Origin of the sequence: Amycolatopsis rhabdoformis (assembly GCF_035918295.1) — a bacterium.
Classification (GTDB): Bacteria; Actinomycetota; Actinomycetes; order Mycobacteriales; family Pseudonocardiaceae; genus Amycolatopsis; species Amycolatopsis rhabdoformis.
The window spans coordinates 8,510,315-8,532,624 of record NZ_CP142149.1; the positions used below are offsets into that span (position 1 = coordinate 8,510,315).

Consider the following 22,310-nt stretch of genomic DNA (forward strand, 5'->3'; position numbering starts at 1 on the left):
TTGGTGTGCGAAGCGCCGGCACGCGCGGGTTGCCCCGCGTACGCGCAACCACCATTGGTGTGAGTGATCTTTCTTGCCCGCGTGGCAAGCGGCGATGGTGTGCACCATGACCAAGCGAACTTCGGTGCGGCAGCGCCGGGTCTCCGCCGAGCTGCGGGCCTTGCGGATCAAGGCGAACCTCACGTGCCGACAGGTTTCCGAGGGCCTCGGCTTCTCGGAGAGCAAGATCAGCCGCATGGAGACCGGCGATCGTGGGCTCTACGTCGACGACGTGTCCGCCATCCTCGGCTTCCTGCACGCGCCATCGGACAAACGCCAGGAGCTGCTGACCCTGCTACGCGAAGGGGAACAGCGCAACTGGCACGAGACGAACGGTCCGCTGCCGCCAAACTGGAAGGACCTCATTCGCTTCGAGGAGACCGCCTCGGTGATCTCGAACTTCGAGACGATGGTGGTGCCTGGGTTGGCGCAGATTCCTGAGTACTCGCGAGCTCTGATCCATGGAGTCAACTCCCAGCTGTCCGAGCACGAGGTTGAGCGGTTGCTTGCTGCGCGCGCATCTCGCCAGGTGATCGTGAGTCGCCGAAATGCACCCGCAGTACATCTCCTCGTCGAAGAGATGGTGTTGCGGCGATCGGTCGGCGGCCCCGAGATCATGGCTGCACAGCTGGAACATCTCTTGCGGTTGAGTCGCCGCTCCAACGTGACGATCCAGGTTGTTCCGTTCGCTGCGACTCCGCATCCTGGGCTGACTGGACCGTTTGTGGTGCTTGAGTTCGTCGATGAGCCAGCTCTCGCTTACGTGGAGAGTCGAGGCACAAGCAGCTTCCTCGAAGAGCCGGACTTGGTCGGCAGTGTGCGTCTTGCATGGCGTGAGCTTCGTGCCATTGCCATGTCGCCAGAGGACTCCTCGCGGCTGATTGCCGATACCATCGGCGTGCCGACACCAGAGGAGCAATCACCATGATGACCCCTGAGCTTCAGCCCGTTTGGCGCAAGAGTTCTTTCAGCACCGACCAGGCCAACTGTGTCGAGGTCGGCGCTTGGCAGAAGTCTACATACAGCACATCCGAGGCGAACTGTGTCGAGGTGGGCGCGTGGAACAAGAGTTCGTTCAGTAGCACCGAGGCCAACTGCGTCGAGGTGGGTGGCTGGAACAAGAGCTCGTACAGCACCACCGAGGCGAACTGTGTTGAGGTGACCGCGACTCCGTCGGTCGAGATCGGCGTGCGGGACACGAAGGACCGTGGTGCGGGTCACCTCACCGTTTCGGCTGAAGCCTGGACCGCGTTTCTCACCTCGGCGGCCACTGCGGCGGAGCGCTGATCGAGATCACGTGCTGGTGACACCTTCCGGGTGAGGTTCGCCCGGCTCTCCGCGACCGGCTACCTTCTGCGGGTGGCGTACGGGGAGGATCGGGGATGACCAGCACGGTGACGCGGCCGGAAACGTCTGCGGGCACTGGCGGCACGGGTGCTTCCGCGCCCCCGCCTGAGGAACCGGAAGGCCGCAGCGGCATCGCGGGCCTGCTGGAGCTGCCGGGCCAGGCGGTGCGCGCGATCGTGAGATCGGCCGCGACCACGCCGGGCCGGCTTTCGGTGATCGCCGTGGGGCTGGTGTTGCTGTCGCTGGTGGCGGGGCTCGTGGCCACGCTGTCCGTGCAGAACAAAGACGACACCATCGAGGGACTGATCAACTACCGGGAGCCGTTGGCGTCGTCGGCTCAGCAGGTGTTCCGTTCGCTGTCCGACGCGGACGCGACGGCCGCGACCACGTTCCTGTCGGTGGGCACCGAGCCGCCCGAGCTGCGCAAGAAGTACGAGCAGGACATCGCCGAGGCGGGTTCGGCGCTGGCGAAGGCCGCTTCGGACACCGCCGATGTGGGTGACGCCGCTCACCAGGTGGACATCCTGAACCAGAAGATCCCGGTGTACACGGGGATCGTCGAGACGGCGCGCGCGAACAACCGGCAGGGGTTTCCTTCGGGGGCTTCGTACTTGCGCGAGGCGTCGCAGCTGATGCGGACCACGATCCTGCCCGCCGCGGAGGCGCTGTACAAAGCGGACACCCAGAAGCTGTCCGACGAGCAGGACGACAGCACCGGGTTCCCGTGGGCGGCCGTCGCTTTGCTGCTGGCTTTGGCGGCGGCGCTGGTCGTGACGCAGGTGTACCTCACGCGCAAGACCAACCGGGTCGTGAACATCGGGCTGCTGGTGGCCACGGCGTGCGTGGTGGTGTCGATGCTGTGGGGCGCGGTGGCGCTCGTGGTGCAGGGCAGCCTGGTCGGCGCCGGCAAGACCGACGGCACCTCGCAGGTCGACGTGCTCGCCCGCGCCCGCATCGCCGCCCTGCAGGCCCGCGCCGACGAGACCCTCACCCTGGTCGCCCGCGGCGACGGCGCCACCTACGAACAGCAGTTCATCAAACTCGCCGAACAACTCGTGGGCGCCGACGGCCAAGGCGGCCTCCTGGGCCAGGCCCGCGACCTCGCGAAGGGCACGCCCGGCCAGCAGAAGATCGAGGCCGCCGAGGTAGCCGCCCGCGAGTGGTCGCTGGCCCACCTGGAAGTGCGCAAACTCGACGACAGCGGCCAGTACCAGCAGGCCGTGGACTTCGCCACCAGCGTCAGCCAGGGCTCCGCGGCCGCCGCCTTCGCCCGCCTCGACGCCAACCTCCAGGACGCCATCGACGTCTGCCGCCAAGAATTCCTCGACGACACCCAATCCGGCGAACACGCCCTGACCGCCCTGGCCCCCGGCCTGGCCGTCCTCGCCATCCTCGCCGCGGGCGGCGCCACCATCGGCGTCCGCGAGCGCCTGCGGGAATACCGGTGACCCCGAGAGCCGCTTGGTGTTCGCCCCGCTCCGCACTGCCGGACGGGTGTACTCCTGGTCGTGTGGCTGGGGGAGTTCTGGTGGCACCGCGTGCCGCTTCGCCCTTGGCCGTTCTGGCAGGCGGGCCTGCTCGTCGCCGTGCGGCTGGCGGAATGCCGGTGGCTCCGAACACCGCTTCGTCCTTGGCCGGGCTGTCGGGCGGGCGTGTTCGTCGTCCTGCAGCGGCTGCGGGCGGACCGGTGGCCCCGAGCGCCGCGTCGTCCTCGGTGTGGCTGTCGGGCAGGTGTGCTCGTGGTCGTGCGGCTGCTGGAGTACCAGTGACCCCGAGCGCGGCGTCGTCCTTGGCGCGGCCGACGGGCGGGCGTGTTCGTGGTCGTGTGGCGGCCGCGGGAGTTCCGGTGGCTCCGCGAGCTGCTGAGCACCTGGTGTGGCTGACGGGCGGGTGCGCTCGCAGTCGTGTGGCGGAGGCTGGGGAAGTTTCGGTGGCTCCGGGCGCCGCTTTCCTCTCGTCCGAGTTCGGGCTGACCAGTGGGCGTGGTCGTCGTCGTGCAGCGGAGATCGGGGGAGTTCCGGTAGTCGCGAGAGCCGCTTTCCGTTCGTCCCGGTTCGAGCTGACGGGCGGGCGTGAGGCCGCTGGTTGCGCGGGGTGGAGATCGAGCGTGCGTGTCGTTGTGCGGCGGAGATTGAGGGAGTACCGGTGATTCGGTCGCGTCACTTGTTCCGGGCGGCCGCGCTGGCGGTGGTCGCGATTCTGGCCTCCGCGTGCGGTCCGGCTCTCCAGCCGGTCAATCCGGCCCCGGTGAGTGACGCGGCCTGGCCGATGCCCGCCGACGTCGGCGGCCCCGACGCCTCCGCCGGCGGCTCCTCCGACTCCAGCTGCGACCCGACCGCGAGCCTCTCCCCGGCGGGCGCTTCGGCGAGCTCGCCGTCCGTCGCGAAGATCAAGGCGCGCGGGAAGCTGATCGCGGGCGTCGACCAGACCACGTACCTGTTCGGTTTCCGCAACCCGAAGACGGGCAACCTCGAGGGCTTCGACATCGACGTGGTCAACCAGATCGCCGCCGCGATCTTCGGCTCCGCCGAGGGCCACGTGCAGTTCCGGGCGATCCCCTCGTCGCAACGCGAGCAGGTGCTGAAGGACCACCAGGTCGACATCGTGGTGCGCACGTACTCGATCACGTGCGCGCGCTTGAAGGACGTGGCTTTCTCGTCGGTCTACTACGTCGCCGGCCAGAAGATCCTCGTGCCGAAGACCTCGAACGCCGAGTCCCTCTCCGACCTCAAGGGCAAGCGCGTCTGCGCCACCAAACAGTCCACCTCGCTCGCCAAGATCGCCACCGACCCGGCCCACCCCACCGCCGTCTCGGTCGACAACTGGTCCGACTGCCTCATCATGCTCCAACAACACCAAGTCGACGCCGTCTCCACCGACGACACCATCCTCGCCGGCATGGCCGCCCAAGACCCCACCGTCAAGGTCGCCGGCACACCGATGACCACGGAGAACTACGGCATCGGCATCCCGAAGGATCAACCGGACCTCGTCCGCTACGTCAACTCGGTCCTCGAAACCACCCGCTCCAACGGCACCTGGGCGGCCAGCTACCAAAAATGGGTCGGCGCCCGCCTGGGACCGGCCTCGCCGCCTTCGCCGAAGTACAAGTAACTCGGCGCCGGCGAACGCCCGTGCCTTGAGGGGGCGAGCGGCCCTTTCGCTCCGGCGCGGCTGTCGGACCGGGCCTTTCGCTCCGGCGCGGCTGCGCGCGGGGACCGTTCGTGCCATGCGCCGCCTCCGCCAGGCGGCCTCTCGGCGGCGAACGGTCCTTTCGCGCCGGCCGACCGGCGCGAGGGGACCTTTCGCGCCATGCGCAGCCTGCACGAGGGAGCCTCTCGTTCGAGACCGCTCGCACGACCGGTCCTTTCGCGCTGGCCGACCTGTGTGAGGGGACCGTTCGCGCTGAGGTCACCTGTTCGAGGGCGTCTCTCGTGTCGAGGCTGCCTTCGCGAATGGCCCCCTCGCACCGGGCGGCTCGCACAAGCGGTCCTTCGCGCCGATCTACCTGCGCGAGGGGACCGTTCACTCCAAGCGAGTCGCGCAACTTGCCTTGCCGCGGCAGCGTGCGCGAGCGGTCCAGTCGTGCCAGTCCGCCCACGCGAGAGGACCGCTCAGGCCAAGCCGTCGGCGCGACATGACCGTTCGCGCCGGGCCCGGCCACACGACATGACCGTTCGTGCCGCGCCTGGCGGTGCGAGGGGACCGTTCGCGCCGCGCGCTGCTGGACGTGGCCGGTCGCTTTAGGCGAGTTGCGCAACTTGCCTCGACGCGACAGCCCGCGCGAGCGGGCCGGTCGCGCCAAGCCCATTGCGCGAGCGATCCAGCCGTGCCGACCTGCCAGCGCTGGAGATCGTTCAGGCTATGCCGTCGGTGTGAGGGGACCGATTGCGTCGAATCCGTGCGCGAGCGGTCCGGTCGAGCCGGCCCGTCTGCGCGAGGGGACCGTTCGCGCCGATCTACCCGCGCGAGGGGACCTTTCGCGCCGCGCGCTGCTGGACATGACCGTTCGCTCCAGGCGAATCGCGCGACTTGCCCTGCCGCGGCAGCGCACGCAACCGGACCGGTCGCATCAAATCCGTGCGCGAGCGGTCCACTCGTGCAAGCCCACCCGCACGAGGGGACCGTTCGCACTCAGTGCTCGATACGACCCCACCCCACCCCGACGGCACGCGCGACCGACCCCACCACCCGAAATCCACGCACGACCGGTCCCTTCGCGCCGCGACCCCAGCTCCACCACCGGTTCGAGCCACCGAACGCCGACACACGACAGGTCCCTTCGAGCGGACCTGAGGCGTCCGGACCCCCGCACCGCGATGCCCGACTAGGATCACCGAGGGAGTTTTTCCGCGGGGATCTCGGGAGGTTGTTGTGTCGGAGGAGCCGCGCCGTCCTCGGCACGCCGCGCCGGACGAGAACGCGGGCGCCGAGACGCCTTCGTGGACTCCGCCGCCGCCGGTGCGCTGGGACACGCCCGAGCCGTCGGTGTCCGGGCGGCTCGACCCGGGCGCGCGGCCGGATCCCGAGTCACCCACCGTGATCAACACGCCGGTCTACCGCCCCGCGGCGCCGCAGTACCCGGGGCAGTACGCCGGCCCCGGCGGGCAGCAGGGTCCCGGCCAGCCGCAAGGCGCGCCCGGACAACCCGGCGCCATGAGCCCGGGACAGCCCGGCGCCGGACAACAGAACCCCGGCTACCCCCAACCTCCCTACGGGCAGCCGTCGCAGAACCAGACCTACCCACCGCACCCGCAGTCCCCGCAGTCGCAGTCCCGCCCGTACCCGCAGCAGGGTCCCGGCTACCCGCCCCCCTCCCACACGGGCCGCCAACACCACCCCGGCACGCAAGGCCAGCCCCACCCCGGCACCCAGGGCCAGCCCTACGCCCCCGGCCGCCCCGGACCTGAGCAGCCCAACCGCGTCGCCGAGCCCGGCACGCCCTCCCAGCCCGGACGCGCAGCCGAACCCGCCACGAACCCGGGCACCGGCTCCATCCCCTGGAAGCAACCCCAGCCGACCGGCCCGGCCCAGACCACCCCCGGCCAGCCCGCGACCTCGGCACCGCAGGCCCCCGAGCGCGGCAGCGAACCCGGCCGCCCCTCGACGTCCGCCCAGCAGACTCCCGAACGCGGCAACGAGCCCGGCCGCTCCTCGACGTCCGCCCAGCAGGCTCCCGAGCGCGGCAACGAGCCCGGCCGCTCCTCGACGTCCGCCCAGCAGGCTCCCGAACGCGGCAACGAACCCGGCCGCCCCTCGACATCCGCCCAACAGACTCCCGAACGCGGCAACGAATCCAGCCGCCCCTCGACCTCGGCTCAACAGACCCCCCAGCCGCCCGCATCAACCACCCACGCCACCGACGCCGGCCAACCCGCCGACCCGTCGCAGCAAAACCAGCCCAACGGCACCGGCGACCAAGACCCCACCCGCCCCCCAGGCGAACTCGCCCCCGTAATCCTTCCGCAGTCGCAACAACCGGTCGCCCCCGTCGACCCCGCTGCGCCGATGCCCACCAGCGTGCTCGCGATCGCGACCCCCGGCACGCAGAGCATCATGCCGCCGTCGCCGCGGCTCGAGCCGCAGGAAGCGTTGCCGGATCCGGGCACGGACAGCGTCGTCGCCGCGAGCCGCAGCGAAGGGCACGGCACGGGCACGCGCAGCGAAGGCGGTTCGCAAGGCAGCGGCACCGGCTCGTTCCCCGGCACGTCCCGGCGCACCGGCAGCCGCACGTCCAGCCGCCGCTCGCGCCGTGGCCGGCTCGGCGCCGGGCTCATCGAGGTGCCGCCGGTGCCCTACCGCGATCCGGCCACGGCCGTGCTCGCGAACCCGGTCGTCTCCGAGGAAAAGCGCTTCTGCGGCAACTGCAGCGCGAAGGTCGGCCGCGCCAAGGACGGCAAACCCGCCACCCCCGAAGGCAAGTGCGACAACTGCGGCACGCCGTTTTCGTTCCTGCCGAAGCTGCAGCCCCACGAGCTCGTCGGCGGCCAGTACGAGGTGCTCGGCGCTCTCGCCTACGGCGGCCTCGGCTGGATCTACCTCGCGCAGGACCACAACGTGTCCGACCGCTGGGTCGTCCTCAAGGGCTTGATCGACACGGGCGACGCGACCGCGATGGCCGCCGCCGCCAACGAGATGCGGTTCCTCGCCGAGGTCGAGCACCCGAACATCGTCAAGATCCACAACTTCGTGCAGCACCCGGACGCGCAGACCGGCACGTCCGTGGGCTACATCGTGATGGAGTACGTGGGCGGCCAGTCGCTGCGGCAGCTCGCGCTGCAGCACCACCGGGAGAGCAAGCGGCCGGAGCCGTTGCCGATCGGGCAGGTCATCGCGTACGGCCTCGAGATCCTCCCCGCGCTCGGCTACCTCCACAGCCAGGGCCTGCTCTACTGCGACCTCAAGCCCGACAACGTGATCCAGACCCACGAGCAGCTCAAGCTGATCGACCTGGGCGCTGTGCGGCGCGTGGACGACTACGAGAGCCCGCTCTTCTTCACCACCGGCTACAGCGCGCCCGAGCTGGCCACGCAGGGCGCGTCGATTTCGAGCGACCTCTACACCGTGGGCCGCACGCTCGCCGTGCTGAGCTTCGAGTTCCAGGGCTACACCACGAAGTTCAAGTCGTCGCTGCCCGGCCCGGACGCGGTGCCGCTGTTCGCGCTGTTCGGCTCGTACTACCGCTTCCTCAAGCGCGCGACGCACACCGACCCCGACCGCCGGTTCCTCGCCGCCGAGGATATGGCCGACCAGCTCACGGGTGTGCTGCGCGAGATCATGGCGCTCGGCACGGGCAAGCCGCGGCCCGCCGCGTCCACGGTGTTCGGGCCGGAGAGCCGCACGTTCGGCGTGCACCTCGTGGTGCCCGAATCCGGCACGTCGGTGCCGCTGCCCGAGCCCGCCGAGGTCGTCGCCGGCCTGCCGATCCCGCAGGTCGACACCGACGACCCCGCGGCCGGCGTCCTCGCCACCACCACGGCGCTCGACCCGCGCGAAGCCATCGAAGCCCTCGCCGGCGCCCCGCGCGAATCCATCGAGGTGCGCCTGCGCATCGTCCGCGCGCGCATCGAGCTCGGCGAGTTCGTGGAAGCCCAGCGCCAACTCCAGGCGGCCCAGTACCTGGCCATCCGCAACGGTTTCCCGCACGACTGGCGCATCGACTGGTACCGCGGCCTGATCGAGCTGGCCAACGCGCGCCCGCGCGTCGCGCACGTCGCCTTCGAAGCCGTGTACGACGACCTGCCCGGCGAAATCGCCCCGAAGCTCGCCCTGGCGGTGAGCGCCGAGGGCGTCGGCGACTACTTCGGCGCCGCTCGCTACTACGAGCTGGTGTGGCGCACCGACCGCACGTACGTGAGCGCCGCCTTCGGCCTCGCCCGCGTGTACTTGGCACAAGGCGCCCGCGCCGGCGCGGTGGAAGTGCTGGAAATGGTCCCCGCCACCTCCACCCACTACATCGACGCCCAGGTCGCGGCCATCAAGATCAAAACCCACGCCGCCGAACAGGCCCGCATCTCCGAACAGGACCTCCTCGACGCCTCCCTCCGCCTCGAACGCCTCAACCTCGACGCCGAACGCCGCACCCGCCTCTCCGCCGAGGTCCTCGAAGCCGCGTACGACTGGCTTCGCGCCCCGTCCGCCGAGTCCCCCGCGGAAACCTCCAAGGTCCTCGGCTACGCCCTGGAGGAGCGCGACGTGCGCTTCGGCCTGGAACGCTGCTACCGGACTCTGGCGCGGTTGGCGGGAACGACGGAGGACCGGGTGGCGCTGGTGGACCGCGCGAACTCGATTCGGCCGCGGACGTTCACGTAGGTCCTCGGCGGTCGTCTGGCGCTCGGTTTGGCGGCGTTGTGCCTGCTTGAGTCACTGGGCCGGCGCTGGGGTTGGTGTCTGGTGGGGGCTGTGTCCGGTGGGGGCTGTGTCCGGGAACAGCCGACCCGAGATAACGTCGAACAAATGGATCTCTCCACCGTGGCAGTGCCCCACACACTCACCCACCTGAGACCCCTCCTCCCGCCCGCACCCGCGCGCATCCTCGAAGCGGGCTGCGGCCGCGGCGCCCTGGCCGCCGCTCTGGCCGACGAGGGCTACGACGTCACCGGCGTAGACCGCGACACCGACATGGCCACCGCCGCCAAGCAACGCGGCGTGAAGGTCATCCAGGCCGACGTCAGTGACCTCGACGGCGAGTACGGCGAGTACGGCAAGTACGACGTACTGCTCTTCACCCGCTCCCTCCACCACGCCGAAAACCTCGACGACCTCCTCGCCCACGCCACCACGCTGCTCGCACCTGGCGGCCGGCTCATCATCGAGGAATTCGCGTGGGAACGCGTGGACAAGCCCGCCGCCCACTTCCTCTACGACAGCCGCGCGATGCTCGTCGCCGCCGGGCTTCTGGAAGCCGACACGCCCGCCGGCGACCTCCTCGACGCCTGGACCGAAGGTCACCGCCACCTCCAACGCGGCTCCGCGATGCTGGCCGCGCTCGGCCGGGTCGGAACCGCGCTGACCGTGGTCGACACGAGCATCCTGTGGCGCCTGGTCGACGGTCGCGGCGGCGTCTGGACCGAGCCGGCCACCCGTGCTCCCGCCGCACTCAACGCAATGCGCGAAGCCGAGGAACGCCGCATCGCCGGTGGCCTGCTCCCCGCGGTCGGCCTGGTCGCGTCGGTCCGCTGCTGAAGCAGCGGAACGAAACGGGAGCGACGCCGGCAAACGCCGCGCCCGTTCCACGAACCCCCAGCAACCACGGCCTCACAGGCTGCGCGCGTTGATGTCCCCGAGTTCCGTCGTCGCTTTGATCGTCAGCGTCGGCGCGCCCGCGGACACCAGCGAGTTGCGCACCCGGCCGTAGGACGTCCCCGCGTCCAGCGAAGCCGAGACGCCGGCGGCGGCGGTCACCGACACGTCACCCGCCGAGGTGCGCAGTACCAGCGCGCCGCCGGCCGCCTCCGCGATCGAGATGGTGCCCTTGCGCGTGGTGATGGACGCGTCGCCGGTCAGCCGGCCGATGGTCACGTCGCCGGCCTCTGTGGTGAGGTGCAGGCCGGCGGCCTCGTCGACCTTGATCTCGCCGTGGGCGCCCTCGAAGGTTACGTCGCCGAGGCGGCCCACGCCGCGGAAGTCGGCGCTCGCGGCGGAGGTCGTGACGGTCGAGCCCGCCGGCAGCTGCACCGTGACCTCGACCGAGCCGGACGCGCCGAGGATCTGGTGCTTCACCGTGGTCTCGATCCGCAGCACGCCGTCCGCGAAGTCGACCGTGGTCTGCTCCGCGGCCTTCGCGTCGCGCGCCTTCGAAGCGTCCGCGGGGCGGACCTCGACGGTGGTGTCCGCGCGGTCCGCGGCGATGAACTGAACGCGCCCGGCCGGGATGGCGACGACGGCGGCGATCGGGGCGGTGGTGGTGAACTTCTGCATTGTTCTCAGCTCCTGTGCTCGTTGTTTCTGACATGAGAAACGCTACGTTGCGTTCAAGAATCAGGCAACTAAGACGTTGCACAAGAACAGCAAAGAATCAGTTCAGAGCGTCGCAATCATTGCAATGGAGCTAAATCTAACGCAACACAGCCGTTGCAATGAACTCAAACAAAACGCTACACTCGCGCGGCCACCCACCGAAGGAGAACAACGCATGCCCGGCGGCCGGCTCACCCAGCAAGAGCGCCAGCAGATCGCCCTCGGCCTCGCCGAGAGCCTCGCCTACGCCGAGATCGCCCGGCGCCTCGACCGGCCGACGTCCACGATCACCCGCGAGGTCATGCGCAACGGCGGCCCCACGTCCTACCGCGCCGACCTCGCCCACCACGCCACCCAGCACCGCACCCGCAGGCGGAGCAGCCCGAAAAGCACCAGGCAGGCCCCCGCGCCGCCGCAGCCCCACGGCCGTGACGCCGATGCCGTCCGCGAATACGAGGAGACGTTCACCGTCCTGCTCATGCAGTCCGGCCTCCCGCGCATGGCCGGCCGCGTGCTCACCTGCCTCTACATCAGCGACGACGGCAGCGTCACCGCCGCCGAACTCGTCCGCCACCTGCAGGTGAGCCCGGCATCGGTGTCGAAGGCCGTGTCACTGCTCGAAGGGCTCGGCCTCATCTCCCGCGAACGCGACGAGCGCCGCCGCGAGCGCTACTTCGCCGACAACGAGGTGTGGTACCAGTCCGTGCTCGCCAGCGCGAAGGCCAACGTGCAGCTCGCCGAGACCGCGCGCCAGGGCGTGGCCGTCCTCGGCCGTGACACGCCGGCCGCCGCGCGGCTGGAGAACATCGCACGGTTCGTCGACTTCGTGGCCGAAGCCATTTCGCGCGCGGCGGAGCAGGCTCGCGAAATCCTGTTCGCGCAACCCGAGATCAGGGATTGATCTCCCACTCCTGATCGCCCTGCGCCTTCTGCTGCTTCTCCCGCGCCGCCGCCAGCTTCTGCAGCGCCGCGGAGTCACCGTGCGTGGTGAAGTGCTCGAACCCGACCGCCACGAACAGGGCCCGCGCCGTGACCGCGACGGGTCCGTCGGGGGCGTCGAGGTGACCGTCGGCGGAGACGTAGATCTTGCGTCCCGCGGTGCCGTCGAGGCGCGTTTCGATGTGCAGCGTGGAGCCGACGGGCACCGGCCGGCGGAAGTCCGTCTCGAGCTTGCCGGTCACCGCCGGGCGGCGCAGTAGGTTGCCCACTGCCGAACCGAGGGCCTCGTCGAACGCGCACGCGAGCAGCCCGCCGTGCGCGAGCCCGGGCGCGCCCTGGTGGGCGGGCGTCACGGTGAACTTCGAGAGCACCGTGTGCCCCTCGCCGACCACCGAGCGCAGGCGCAGGCCCGCGTCGAGGTCCTCGCCGCAGCCGAAGCACTCGTCGAAGTGCACGCCCAGCTCAGTGCCGGGAGCGGGGGCCTTCGGGTGCACAGCGGGTGGCTCCACGGACACCGGCGGCCACGGTCCAGAAACACGACTCATGCCGTGACGTTAACCCGCGAGTAGCCGTTCGCGGTACGCGGCCTGACCTGCGACGCCTGTTTTCTTCAGCGCACAGTAGTCGGAAAATTCCGTACGGTAGAACTTTCCCGACTCACGCTGCCGATTAATCCCGGCGGGACAACACTCGGGAAATGAGCTGTATCGGAGCTACTTGGTCGCGTACGAGGAGGTCGTCGCGAGGATGAGCGAGGCAACGGCGAAAGCACCTGAAGTGGACCAGAGAACCGTCAAACGGGCGGTTCTCGCGTCGGCAATGGGTAACGCCACCGAGTGGTACGACTACGGCGTCTTCACCTCAGGCGCCATCGCCACCAGTATCGGCACGGTCTTCTTCCCGGGCGAGGGCAACGCCGTGCTGAAGTCTCTCGCGCTCGTCGCGGTCGGCTTCATCGTGCGCCCGTTCGGCGGCGCGTTCTTCGGCCCACTGGGCGACAAACTGGGGCGGCAGAAGGTTCTCGCGATCACCATTCTGCTGATGTCGGGCTGCACGTTCCTGGTCGGCGTGCTGCCGACCTACGCGGGCCCGTACAGCATGGGCATCGGCGCGCCGATCGCGATCTTGTTGCTGCGCTTGATCCAAGGCTTCTCCACGGGCGGTGAGTACGGTGGCGCGGCCACGTTCATCGCGGAGTACGCGCCGACGAAACGCCGTGGCTTCTTCGGATCGTTCCTGGAACTCGGCACGCTGAGTGGTTACGTGCTGGGCAACGTCGTGGTGCTCGCCGTCACGCTGTCCCTGCCGGCCGACCAGGTCGAGGCGTGGGCGTGGCGGATCCCGTTCTTCGTGGCGCTGCCGCTGGGCCTTATTGGTCTGTACCTGCGGTCGCGGCTCGAGGACACGCCGGAGTTCAAGCGGCTGGAGGCTTCGGGCAACAAGCCGAAGAAGGCGCCGCTGAAGGAGACGTTCACCCGCAACTGGCGGATGATCCTCAACCTGATCGGCATCGTGCTGCTGCTGAACATCGCGGACTACATGCTGCTCACCACGATGCCGACGTACTTCACGGATACGTTGAAGATCAACGACAACACGTCCACGTTGATCATCATCGGCGTGGAGATCGTGCAGGCCGCGATCATCCTGCCGTTGGGCGCGCTGTCCGACCGCATCGGGCGAAAACCGTTGCTGCTCACCGCCGCGATCGGGTTCCTGGTGCTGAGCTGGCCGAGCATCAAGCTGATGCAGTCGGGCAGCATCCTGTGGCTGATCGTCGGGTTCGGCATCGTGGCGTTCCTGCTGGTGCTGATGCTCGCCGTGATCGGCTCCACGTTCCCGGCGATGTTCCCGACCCGCGTGCGCTACGGCTCGTTCGCCATCGGCTACAACATCTCGACGTCGCTGTTCGGCGGTACCTGCGGTGTCGTGGTCACGGCCCTGATCCAGAGCACCGGCAACAACGACTGGCCGGCGTACTACCTGATCATCGCCGCGGCGATCGCCCTGGTGCCGATCCTGAAGATCCCGGAGACCTCCCAGGTCCCCATCGAGCAGATCGACACCGCCGACACGGGCGGCAAGCTGGCGGGCGCCACCCGCTGAGTGTTTCGTTTTGGACGACGGCGGCCCGCCCCCTGCTTTCTTGGGGGACGGGCCGCTGTTATGTCTACTGTGGACGGTTCTCGCGCTTCTCAGCGCACCTCGGCGACCTCGACCGGACGAGGAGCAGCAAACCGCTTCCGCGCCCACGACACCAGCCCACCGGCGACCACAACAGCTACTACGGTCTCGATCATCAACGCGGCGAACACCATTTTTGCTTCCTCCTCGATTTCTCGGGCCGGCCTGCCCTGTCGCACCACCGGCTGAGTCCATGTCGCGGCAGCCGTCAACGACCACCACAGGACACATCGCCACGAGGCCGCCGGATATTTCGTCGAAAACCCACCTGCGAGGGGTGACGTCGGCCACCCTTGTTTGAGGGGTGGTAACTGGGGCGTATCTGGGCCTGAGCTGGGGATTCGTGCCTCACTGAGTGAGAGATCTGTGGTGGTTCGGGGGGCCGGGTTCTGTATGACCGGTCATCTTGGGGAGGCGACTTGGTATGACTGGTCGTCTTGGCTCCTCGGCCGGCACGACCGGTCCACCCGTGGCTCCGCATCCAGCACGAGTGGTCCCCTTGCGTTCCGCAGCGGACACGACCGGTCCCCTCGTGACGCCGCATCCGGCGCGAGCGGTCCGCTCGCGTTCCGCATCGGACACGACCGGTCCCGTCGCGGTTCGCGTTCGGCGCGAGCGGACCACTCGCATCCAGCGCGAGCGGTCCGCTCGCGTTCCGCATCGGACACGACCGGTCCCGTCGCGGTTCGCGTTCGGCGCGAGCGGACCACTCGCATCCAGCGCGAGCGGTCCGCTCGCGTTCCGCATCGGACACGACCGGTCCCGTCGCGGCTCGCATTCGGCGCGAGCGGTCCCCTCGCGCTCTGCGGATGGCATGACCGGTCCCCTCGCGGCTCGCATTCGGCGCGAGCCGACCTATCGCCCTCCGCCGGCGGCACGACCGGTCCCCTCGCGCTTGCGAAGAACCTGAACGGTCCCGTCGCGCGGCCTCATCGGCGCGACCGGTCCGTTCGCGGCGAGGCCCAGGTGCGCGCGATCCGTTCACACCGGGCGAGAGGTGGGGCGACTGGTCCCCTCATAGCGGTGGTGGACTTGGCACGTCCGGTCCGTTCGTGGCGCGTACCCGGCGCGAGCGGGCCTCCTTCGCGCAGTGGTGTTGCCGCGAGCGGTCCTCTTGCACCGTGGGATTGGCGCTACTGGTCTTAGCGCTCCGCGGCTGGCGCGCTCGGCCCGCTCGCGCTCGCGAAGAAGGCTGAGCGGTCCCATCGCGCGGCGCTATTCGCGCAACCGGTCCCCTCGCCCTGCGGGCAGGGCTGACCGGCTGGGCGCGGTTGGTCCGGTCCCTTCGCCTCCCGCGGCTGGCTCGGCCTCCCTTCCCGTAGCGAACGCCCGGCGCGAGCGGTCCCTTCACAACGAGGGAGCAGCGCGACCGGTCCATTCGCGCCGCGAGCTCGTTACGACGGGTCCTCTCGTGCTCGCGACCACCCGCGACCGGTCTCTTCGTGCAGGCGAGCACGAGCGGTCCGTTGGTGCCCGGATGGCGGCACGACAGGTCCGTTCGCGGAGCCGGCGTGGCACGAAGGGTCCGTTCGCGCCACGCCGACCAGGCGAACGGCCCGCTCGTGCCGCGCGGTGGATCAGCGGGTGGTCGCGATCGGCGGGTCGGTCTGGGAGTTCGTCGACGAGGCCGGCGGGGGCAGGCGGACTGGCGTGCGCGGCGAAGACGGAATGGACTCCGGTGGTTGGCCCGGGGCCTGGATCGCCGTGCGGGTCGGCGTGGAGCCGGTGGACGGGGCCTTCGTGTTGGTGGCCGGGGGTGCGCTGGGTAGGGAGCGCGACGGGGAAGGGGCGGGTGGCGCGACGGTCGACAGGCCGGGGCCGGCGGGCTGGACGGGCGTCGGCGGGCCGTGGTGGCCGGCGGCGAAGCCCACGGCCAGGCCGGCGACCACGAGGACCGCCGCGGTGGCCAGCGAGCTGCCGGCCACGGCCAATCGCTTGCGGCGGCGGCGGATGCGGGCGCCGGAGGTGATGACGTCGGCGGCGGAGAGGGTGAGAGGCGGGCCGTCCGGGAGGGTCGAGAACAGAGCTCGGACGTCGGTGTCGGCTGCCGGATCTGGGGTGGAACCTGGCCGGTCGGGAGCGGGAGCCGAGTCGATGCCCGCGCCGGAAGGGGTGGCGGGGTGTTGAGCGGCGAAGTCGTTCGAGCCGAAGCCGCTGTTGTCAGCATTGAAGCTGCCAGAGCCGAACATCGACTCGCGGTCGCCGAAGCCAGGAGCGCCGGAAGGACCAGGAGCGCCAGAAGAACCAGAACCACCAGAAGCACCCGAACCAGGGCCGCGGTCGCCGAACTCACCAGCTCCCGCACCGACCCTGTCGGCATCACCAAAATCTCGGTTCACCACGAAACAGTCACCTCCCTCCGGAAACAGCCACCGCCGCGAAGTGCGGCCCCAGGCGGTTGCGCAGTGTTGCGAGGCCGCGGGCGGCCTGGCTTTTGACCGTGCCGGTGCTGCAGCCGAGTGTCGCGGCCGTCTCGTCGACGGACAGGTCCTCGAAGTAGCGCAGCACCAGCACGGCTCGTTGGCGGGGCGCCAGGACCGCGAGGGCCTGGCGTACCAGCATGTCGTGTTCGGTTTCGGCGTCCCGGGCGGGGACGTCGGGTGGGGCGTCGGTGAGGCGTTCCCGTTTCCAGCGGCTGCGGCGGTTCTCGGCGAGGAACGTGCGCAGCACGATCTTGCGCGCGTACGCGTCGAGGCTGTCGTGGCGTGACAGGCGCGGCCAGGCGAGGTACAGCTTCAGCAGCGCCGCCTGCGTGAGGTCCTCGGCGCGGTGCCAGTCGCCGCACAGGAGGTACGCCGTGGCGCGGAGGCTGTGCGCGCGCTCGCCGAAGTACCGGGCGAACTCGCCGTCCCACGGCGAGCTCGGCCCGGGCACCGGACGGGAGCGGGAAGTCACCTGCGCGATCAGCCCCAGATGTCCGGCAGGTTCAGGTCACCGGTCGGCCCCGCGGGAATCGCCGTGGGCACGCGCACCGAACCCGGCGCCTTCACGCCCGGCGCCTGCGCGGGCATCCGCGTCGGCACGGCGGTGGGCGGGGCCACCTCGGTCGGCCGCTTGGTCGGCAACGTCGGCGCCGCCGTGGACGCCTGCGGGGGCGCCGCCGGCCGCGTGGCCGTCGGCGGCGCCGGCTGCGCGAACGCCACCGCCCCACCCGTCAAGGCACCCCCGACCAGCAGCAACGCCCCGACACTCACCGCGAAACGAATACGCACAACCACTCCTCGCACTCACGAGCACCCCCGACGGCGGCGCCTCTTCTGCCCCTAGTCATGCCGTCGGTGTCGCGGGGGGTTGCATCGAGTTGACCAAGTTTTCCCACGCGCACGCCGCCACCGCGAAACTGCCTCGAACGCTCATTGGCAGCGCACCGCATCGCCGGCGCGAATGCCTCGTCAGCGGGCACCGCACGGCCTCCGCCCCGCCCACGCGGCGCGCCGGACTCAGCCGCCGCGCACCGACACGGCAGCGGGTCCGCCGCGGCCTCCGCCGTGGTGCCGATTCGAACCCCGCCACCGCTGAAGGGCTTCGAACGCTTGCAGGTGCGTCGTGCCACCGGGTCGAACACCTCACCGGCCGGCACCGCATGGCCTCCGCCGCCGACACAGCGCGCCCGCCGGGACCGCTCCTCCTGCACGGGGACACAGCTACCGGAGCGGGCTGTGGTGTCGATGCGGATCCCACCTGTGCTGGATGGCTTCGAGCCTTTGTCGGTAGCGCCGTGCTGCTGGCTGAATGCCTCGTCGACCGGCGTTGCACGGCTGCCGCGCGCACAGCGCGCCTGCCGGGACTCGGCCGCTGTGCACCGAGGCAGCGGGTCGGCCGCGAGTTGTGGAATTGGCTGAGGCAGTTCGCCGTGAGATCTGATGCGCGGCGGGCACCGTTGCGACACGTTCTCCCGCCGTGTCCGCTGCCCATCCGCGCCTGCCTCCGTCACTCATCAGCCCGGCAATCCAACAGCCGCCCAGACCCATGGATCACCAGACCGCAAACGCTTGCGCAACTCCCGAACCCCACCCATGCCGCAAACACGCCCACCCACTAACGACAAACGGCCGGAGGCTCCCACCCCCGGCCGTTCACCAAAGAACAAACCCTCACACCGCGGACAACTTGCTCCACGAGGCCCAGTCATACGTCCAGTCGCTGTAGTCGCCGTCCTTGGACGTCAACGTCTGGGTGCTGCCGGTGATTTCCACCGGGTCGCCGGGCAGCACGCTGTCGTAGTAGATCTTGGCGTTCGCCGGGGAGAGGTTGAGGCAGCCGTGGCTGATGTTCTTCTTGCCCTGCGCCCAGATGGAGCCCGCGAGGCCGTGGATGAACTCGCCGTTGTTGGAGATGCGCACGGCCCACGGCACGTTCACGTCGGTGTAGCCGTAGCGCGGGTTGCTCATCGAATACGTGGCGTGCTTCGACATCACCACGTGCACGCCGCTGTGGGTGACGCGGCCGGGGTCGGAGTCGAGGCCGTAGCTGACCGGGAAGTCCATCACCTGCTTGCCGTCGCGGATCACCTGCATGCGGTGCTGCGTGGTGTTGCCCTTGACGATCTGCGAGCGCCCGATCTTGAAGCTCGCGGAGATGTCCTGGCGGCCGAACGTGCCGTTGCCCATGGACACGCCGTAGATGTTCGCGTTCACCTTCACCTCGGTGCCCGGCGCGAAGTACTCCTTCGGCCGCCAGTGCACGGACGTGTCGCCGTTGAGCCAGGCCCACGAGCCCTCGGTCTTCGGCGTGGTCTCCACCGAAAGGGCCTTCTCCACGGAGGCCTTGTCCTTCACGGCGCTCGGGAACGTGAGCGCGATCGGCATCGCGATGCCGTACGTCTGCCCGTCGCCGACGTTGAGGCTGCCCGCCATCTGCCGGCGCGGTTTCACGGTGGTGAAGGCGCCGCTGATCTGCACGGGCTTGCCGTCGCTGCCGGTGGCCTGGCCGGACCACGTGTAGGTCTTGCTGTAGCCGAGGTCCTCGGTGGTCGTCCAGCTCTTCTTGTCCGCCGCCGGCTGGCCCTGTACCTGCTTGCCGTCGGGGTTCGTGAGGGTGACGGAGTCGATCGTCCCGTCGGCCACGGTCACCTTCACCGGATCACCCGGCGCCACGTCCTTCGCCCCCGCGGCGGGCGCGAGCGTGAGGGTGGCCGGCTTCGCGACCGGTGCTTCCTTCGTCGGGCCCCCGCCCGTGCCCGCGGTGCCGCTCGCGCTGACGGTCGGATCGCTGCTGCACGCACCGAGCGTGAGCGCGGCGACGATCCCCAGGACCGCGATGCCCGCTCTACGGCGTGCGAAGTTTCGGATGGTCACACCGATCCCCAATCTCCCCTGGACAAACCCCAACCACCCAGACGTGCCGAACAGCCCGAACGTTGATCGATCGGGTGGTGACGGATATCACACCAACCCGCGCGATGCTCACGCAGCGGGCGCGGACGACTCCGGGACGTGCAGGGTGATGTCCGGCTCGGCCGTGCTCGGTCAGCGTAACCGGCATCACCGACAGCGCTGCGTAGGCGGCGATACGACGTTCCGGTGACGTGCGGGTCTGTGAACCGGTCTGCGAGATCACGGGCTTCAGATTTGGCCAGATCCCGGTAGGCTGCTGAGCAGGCCGTCGTTTTGCGTGTTCGTGGCTTCACACTCGCGGAACTTCTGACGCGAGCCGTGGGGCCCGACAGCTCTTCGCTCGACTCGTTGGAACCGCCCGGGACGGCCGGGGTGCTGCTTCGGTGGCATTCGAAGCGGATCTGTTACGAGGAGTACAGCGGTGGCGCAAGGCACTGTGAAGTGGTTCAACGCGGAGAAGGGCTTCGGCTTCATCGCTCAGGACGGCGGTGAAGGTGACGTGTTCGTGCACTACTCGGAGATCGATGGTCGCGGCTTCCGCACCCTCGAGGAGAACCAGCGAGTGGAGTTCGAGGTCGGCCAGGGCCAGAAGGGCCCGCAGGCCCAGAAGGTTCGCCCGATCTGAGACAGGCCCAACGCGTTTTCTCAGGCCTGAGTAGGGAACTCCCGGCGAGATCGTCGCCGGGAGTTCCCTTTTTCTTGTGCGGACACAGTTCGTTGCGGGGCAACACTTTGTTGACGTCACAACGATTTGCTGACCCAGCGTGACTTCCGGTCACGAAAAAGCCCCCGGGCGTTGGCATCCGGGGGCTTTTGCTTTCGAACGCTCAGCGCGTTGGTTGGTCAGCGGGGGAGAAGCGGCTCGTCGAAGGCGTCCTTCGGGAAGCTGAACTCGTCGGTCATGGCGTCGGAGTGCCGGCGCTCCTGCGCCGACGAGGCCTGGCCCTCCCAGGAGAGGCGCTCGAGGACCCACTCCATCGCCAGAGCCTGCGGGGAGATGTCGCGCTCGTTGGCGATCTCCTTGAGCTGCTGGCTCGCGATGAGGTTCATGCGGAGCTGGTAAACCTGCGCTTCACCGAAGCGCTTGCCGGTCCCGGTGCTTTCCGGGTCCGAGTCCGGAGCGAGTGCCGCGAGGTAGCTGGTGAGCTCCGTGTCCTCGACGACTTCTTCGCCCGCCTGCTTGGCGGCGTTGCGGTGCCGTCCGGACGAGACGGCCTTCAGGTTCGTACGGCTGCCGAGGCGGCCGAGTGAGGGAAGAGGCACGCGAACACGATAACGGTTGGGTCTCGACAAACAAACGACTGTGAGACACGACACACGCAATTCTGTCGCTCATTGAGCCTATTCGATCACCTGATCAGCCCAACGGTAAACGCCGTTCAATGACCGTGAGTTGACCTTGTACTGAGGTGTTGCGCAAGGTGCGTCCCGGCAGGTCATCGCGGAAAACCGCGGAAATGGAGAGACCCCCGCGCCAGGGGGAGGAACGCGGGGGTCGGAGGGGATCTCCACAGGCGCTGACCGGGGGTGTGTCAGCACCATCGATTGTTGCACGAGTTCCGGGCTTGGGCGAGTGGAACCCGTGAGAAATCCACACTCCGCTTCACATTCACGATCTTGTGAATGTTTTCGGCGATTGCACAGGGTTGTGCGGAGAGTGTTCCCAGGTTCACTCTCCGGGGGGCTGCCTGTGGCGCTTCGCGCTGGCTAGCCTCGCGGCCAGTTGTTCAGAACCGGGCGGAGGGGCCATGAGCGGGTCTGTGGAAGTTCGACAGTTCCTCCTTCGGTACGAAGGTGCCGATGGAGGCAGCACGTCGCTGACCGGCGGCGGCGTCCCGACACAACGCGGGGCCAACGACGCCCAACGCGTCTCCGACGACCAAGTGCGGCGTGCCCGCCTGGCCGTCGCGAACGGCGCGCTGGGAGTCGACGACTGCGCCCAGCTGCTGGAGATGCTGGGCCTCGACCTCGACGAGGGCGGACAGGCGCCGGTTCAGCGCTGAGGTCCGGTCTCGGGTTGGTCGGGTCTCGGGTTTCGGGGCGGCTCCGCGGTGGGGCTGCTGTGGTGAGTTGTTTTCGTGCTGCGTCGATGGGTGAGTCGGCGTTGGCTGGTTTTGTGACGGTGTGATGCCGTGGGTGTGGCCGGGTTGCTGTGGTTGTGGGCGGCTCGGGTTTGGTTTCGACTGGCTGCGGCCGCGACTGCGATGTGGTGTTGGCCTGCCGCTTGGCGGTGGCTGGTGTCGCGGTGGCTTTGCCTGGCGCATGTGGCGCCCTGAGTCGCCGAGTCGCCGGGTTGCTGGGTTGCTGTCGAGCGTTGAGCTCCGGTGCCTGGTTCGGTCTTCGACCGCCGTCGGCGCAGGCTGCCTTTGCGTCTCAAGATCGATGTCCGGAGTGCCGGCGAGCTTCCGCGCTGGCCCCCTTGGCCGGGTCGGCCGCTCCGTCGCCTCGGTCCGTCCTCGCCGTCGTCGGGTCGGGATCGGCCGTACGATGGGTGTTGTTGCAGGTCATGACCTTGCCGGAGAGTTAGTCACCCCCCGGTGTAAAGCCGTGGCGGCGTGCCCTATGCTTGTAATCGCTCCCGGGGGAACCTGAGAGCGCGGTCGGTCGGTTCGCCGAAACCGGCTGGGCTCCCATCGTTCAGTGGCCTAGGACTCCGCCCTTTCAAGGCGGCAACGCGGGTTCGAATCCCGTTGGGAGTACGCAGTACCCAGCTAGATGCAGTATCGGAAAGACGCAGTACCAGTAAGGCCCTGTGGCGCAGTTGGTTAGCGCGTCGCCCTGTCACGGCGAAGGTCGCGGGTTCGAGTCCCGTCAGGGTCGCAAGATCGTTCGGCTGCTAGCCGGCGTTCCCGGCCAGGTAGCTCAGTTGGTACGAGCGTCCGCCTGAAAAGCGGAAGGTCGCCGGTTCGACCCCGGCCCTGGCCACAAGCCCAGAAACCGCCTCGACTCAAGTCGGGGCGGTTTTCTCGTTTCCGGGTACGGCCACTCTGAGGAGCGGGAACTGCG

At 69.2% G+C, this 22,310-nt stretch carries 18 protein-coding genes and 3 tRNA genes; 13 read left to right on the forward strand and 8 right to left on the reverse strand.

All coding sequences use genetic code 11. The features are described 5' to 3' along the window. The first annotated feature begins 106 nt into the window (after positions 1-106). The 6 genes from VSH64_RS39405 to VSH64_RS39430 all read left to right on the forward strand — a co-directional run bounded on the left by VSH64_RS39405 (position 107) and on the right by VSH64_RS39430 (position 10,071). On the forward strand, positions 107-967 hold the full coding sequence (locus VSH64_RS39405; RefSeq protein ID WP_326567833.1) for a helix-turn-helix domain-containing protein: 861 nt from the start codon (positions 107-109) through the stop codon (positions 965-967). Further along, complete coding sequence (locus VSH64_RS39410; protein WP_326567834.1) at positions 964-1,326, forward strand: DUF397 domain-containing protein; 363 nt, start codon at positions 964-966, stop codon at positions 1,324-1,326. The genes VSH64_RS39405 and VSH64_RS39410 overlap by 4 nt, the downstream gene beginning before the upstream one ends. 95 nt (positions 1,327-1,421) lie before the next feature. Beyond that, positions 1,422-2,834 (forward strand): hypothetical protein, encoded by a 1,413-nt coding sequence (locus VSH64_RS39415; protein WP_326567835.1) that lies wholly within the window; start codon positions 1,422-1,424, stop codon positions 2,832-2,834. A 697-nt stretch (positions 2,835-3,531) separates the two neighbouring features. Next, entirely contained in the window at positions 3,532-4,500 is a 969-nt protein-coding gene (locus VSH64_RS39420; protein WP_326567836.1) for a glutamate ABC transporter substrate-binding protein, read from the forward strand. A gap of 2,394 nt (positions 4,501-6,894) precedes the next feature. Then, complete coding sequence (locus tag VSH64_RS39425; RefSeq protein WP_407655706.1) at positions 6,895-9,198, forward strand: serine/threonine-protein kinase; 2,304 nt, start codon at positions 6,895-6,897, stop codon at positions 9,196-9,198. A gap of 144 nt (positions 9,199-9,342) precedes the next feature. After that, positions 9,343-10,071: a class I SAM-dependent methyltransferase gene (locus tag VSH64_RS39430; protein WP_326567838.1), complete on the forward strand. Its 729-nt coding sequence runs from the start codon at positions 9,343-9,345 to the stop codon at positions 10,069-10,071. A gap of 72 nt (positions 10,072-10,143) precedes the next feature. Here the strand turns inward: VSH64_RS39430 and VSH64_RS39435 are convergent, their stop codons facing one another. After that, positions 10,144-10,806 (reverse strand): DUF4097 family beta strand repeat-containing protein, encoded by a 663-nt coding sequence (locus VSH64_RS39435; RefSeq protein WP_326567839.1) that lies wholly within the window; start codon positions 10,804-10,806, stop codon positions 10,144-10,146. A 214-nt stretch (positions 10,807-11,020) separates the two neighbouring features. Between VSH64_RS39435 and VSH64_RS39440 the strand changes: the two genes are divergently transcribed. Continuing rightward, positions 11,021-11,746: a GbsR/MarR family transcriptional regulator gene (locus tag VSH64_RS39440; RefSeq protein ID WP_326567840.1), complete on the forward strand. Its 726-nt coding sequence runs from the start codon at positions 11,021-11,023 to the stop codon at positions 11,744-11,746. On the opposite strand, the gene VSH64_RS39445 is transcribed toward VSH64_RS39440, so the two are convergent. Continuing rightward, positions 11,736-12,329 carry a PaaI family thioesterase gene (locus VSH64_RS39445; RefSeq protein WP_326567841.1) on the reverse strand — a complete coding sequence of 198 codons (594 nt, stop codon included), beginning with the start codon at positions 12,327-12,329 and terminating at the stop codon, positions 11,736-11,738. The two genes, VSH64_RS39440 and VSH64_RS39445, sit on opposite strands and share 11 nt — an antisense overlap. 232 nt (positions 12,330-12,561) lie before the next feature. On the opposite strand from VSH64_RS39445, the gene VSH64_RS39450 reads away from it, so the two are divergent. Then, entirely contained in the window at positions 12,562-13,890 is a 1,329-nt protein-coding gene (locus VSH64_RS39450; protein ID WP_326838157.1) for an MFS transporter, read from the forward strand. An 89-nt stretch (positions 13,891-13,979) separates the two neighbouring features. Here VSH64_RS39450 and VSH64_RS39455 read toward each other — a convergent pair whose 3' ends face one another. From VSH64_RS39455 to VSH64_RS39475, 5 genes are all read right to left on the reverse strand, one after another. Continuing rightward, entirely contained in the window at positions 13,980-14,102 is a 123-nt protein-coding gene (locus tag VSH64_RS39455) for a hypothetical protein (RefSeq protein ID WP_326567842.1), read from the reverse strand. Between the two features lie 1,443 nt (positions 14,103-15,545). After that, the gene (locus VSH64_RS39460) at positions 15,546-16,157 is read right to left on the reverse strand and encodes a hypothetical protein (RefSeq protein ID WP_326567843.1); all 612 of its coding nucleotides are present in this window, start codon (positions 16,155-16,157) and stop codon (positions 15,546-15,548) included. Between the two features lie 160 nt (positions 16,158-16,317). Next, positions 16,318-16,863, reverse strand: a complete 546-nt coding sequence (locus VSH64_RS39465; protein WP_326567844.1) for a SigE family RNA polymerase sigma factor — start codon at positions 16,861-16,863, stop codon at positions 16,318-16,320. 8 nt (positions 16,864-16,871) lie between these two features. Further along, positions 16,872-17,180, reverse strand: coding sequence for a hypothetical protein (locus VSH64_RS39470; RefSeq protein WP_326567845.1), 309 nt, complete (start codon positions 17,178-17,180; stop codon positions 16,872-16,874). Positions 17,181-18,062: 882 nt separating this feature from the next. Further along, a complete protein-coding gene (locus tag VSH64_RS39475; RefSeq protein WP_407655707.1) occupies positions 18,063-19,259 on the reverse strand; it encodes a L,D-transpeptidase in 1,197 nt (398 codons plus the stop codon). 466 nt (positions 19,260-19,725) lie between these two features. Between VSH64_RS39475 and VSH64_RS39480 the strand changes: the two genes are divergently transcribed. Then, positions 19,726-19,929, forward strand: a complete 204-nt coding sequence (locus tag VSH64_RS39480) for a cold-shock protein (protein WP_020669570.1) — start codon at positions 19,726-19,728, stop codon at positions 19,927-19,929. A 218-nt stretch (positions 19,930-20,147) separates the two neighbouring features. On the opposite strand, the gene VSH64_RS39485 is transcribed toward VSH64_RS39480, so the two are convergent. Continuing rightward, positions 20,148-20,567, reverse strand: coding sequence for a hypothetical protein (locus VSH64_RS39485; RefSeq protein ID WP_326567847.1), 420 nt, complete (start codon positions 20,565-20,567; stop codon positions 20,148-20,150). Between the two features lie 485 nt (positions 20,568-21,052). Between VSH64_RS39485 and VSH64_RS39490 the strand changes: the two genes are divergently transcribed. From VSH64_RS39490 to VSH64_RS39505, 4 genes are all read left to right on the forward strand, one after another. Then, a complete protein-coding gene (locus VSH64_RS39490; RefSeq protein ID WP_326567848.1) occupies positions 21,053-21,307 on the forward strand; it encodes a hypothetical protein in 255 nt (84 codons plus the stop codon). A gap of 623 nt (positions 21,308-21,930) precedes the next feature. Continuing rightward, a tRNA-Glu gene (locus VSH64_RS39495) sits at positions 21,931-22,003 on the forward strand. A gap of 47 nt (positions 22,004-22,050) precedes the next feature. Beyond that, a tRNA-Asp gene (locus tag VSH64_RS39500) sits at positions 22,051-22,124 on the forward strand. A gap of 31 nt (positions 22,125-22,155) precedes the next feature. Then, positions 22,156-22,229: transfer RNA gene (locus VSH64_RS39505), tRNA-Phe, on the forward strand. The last annotated feature ends 81 nt before the right edge of the window (positions 22,230-22,310 follow it).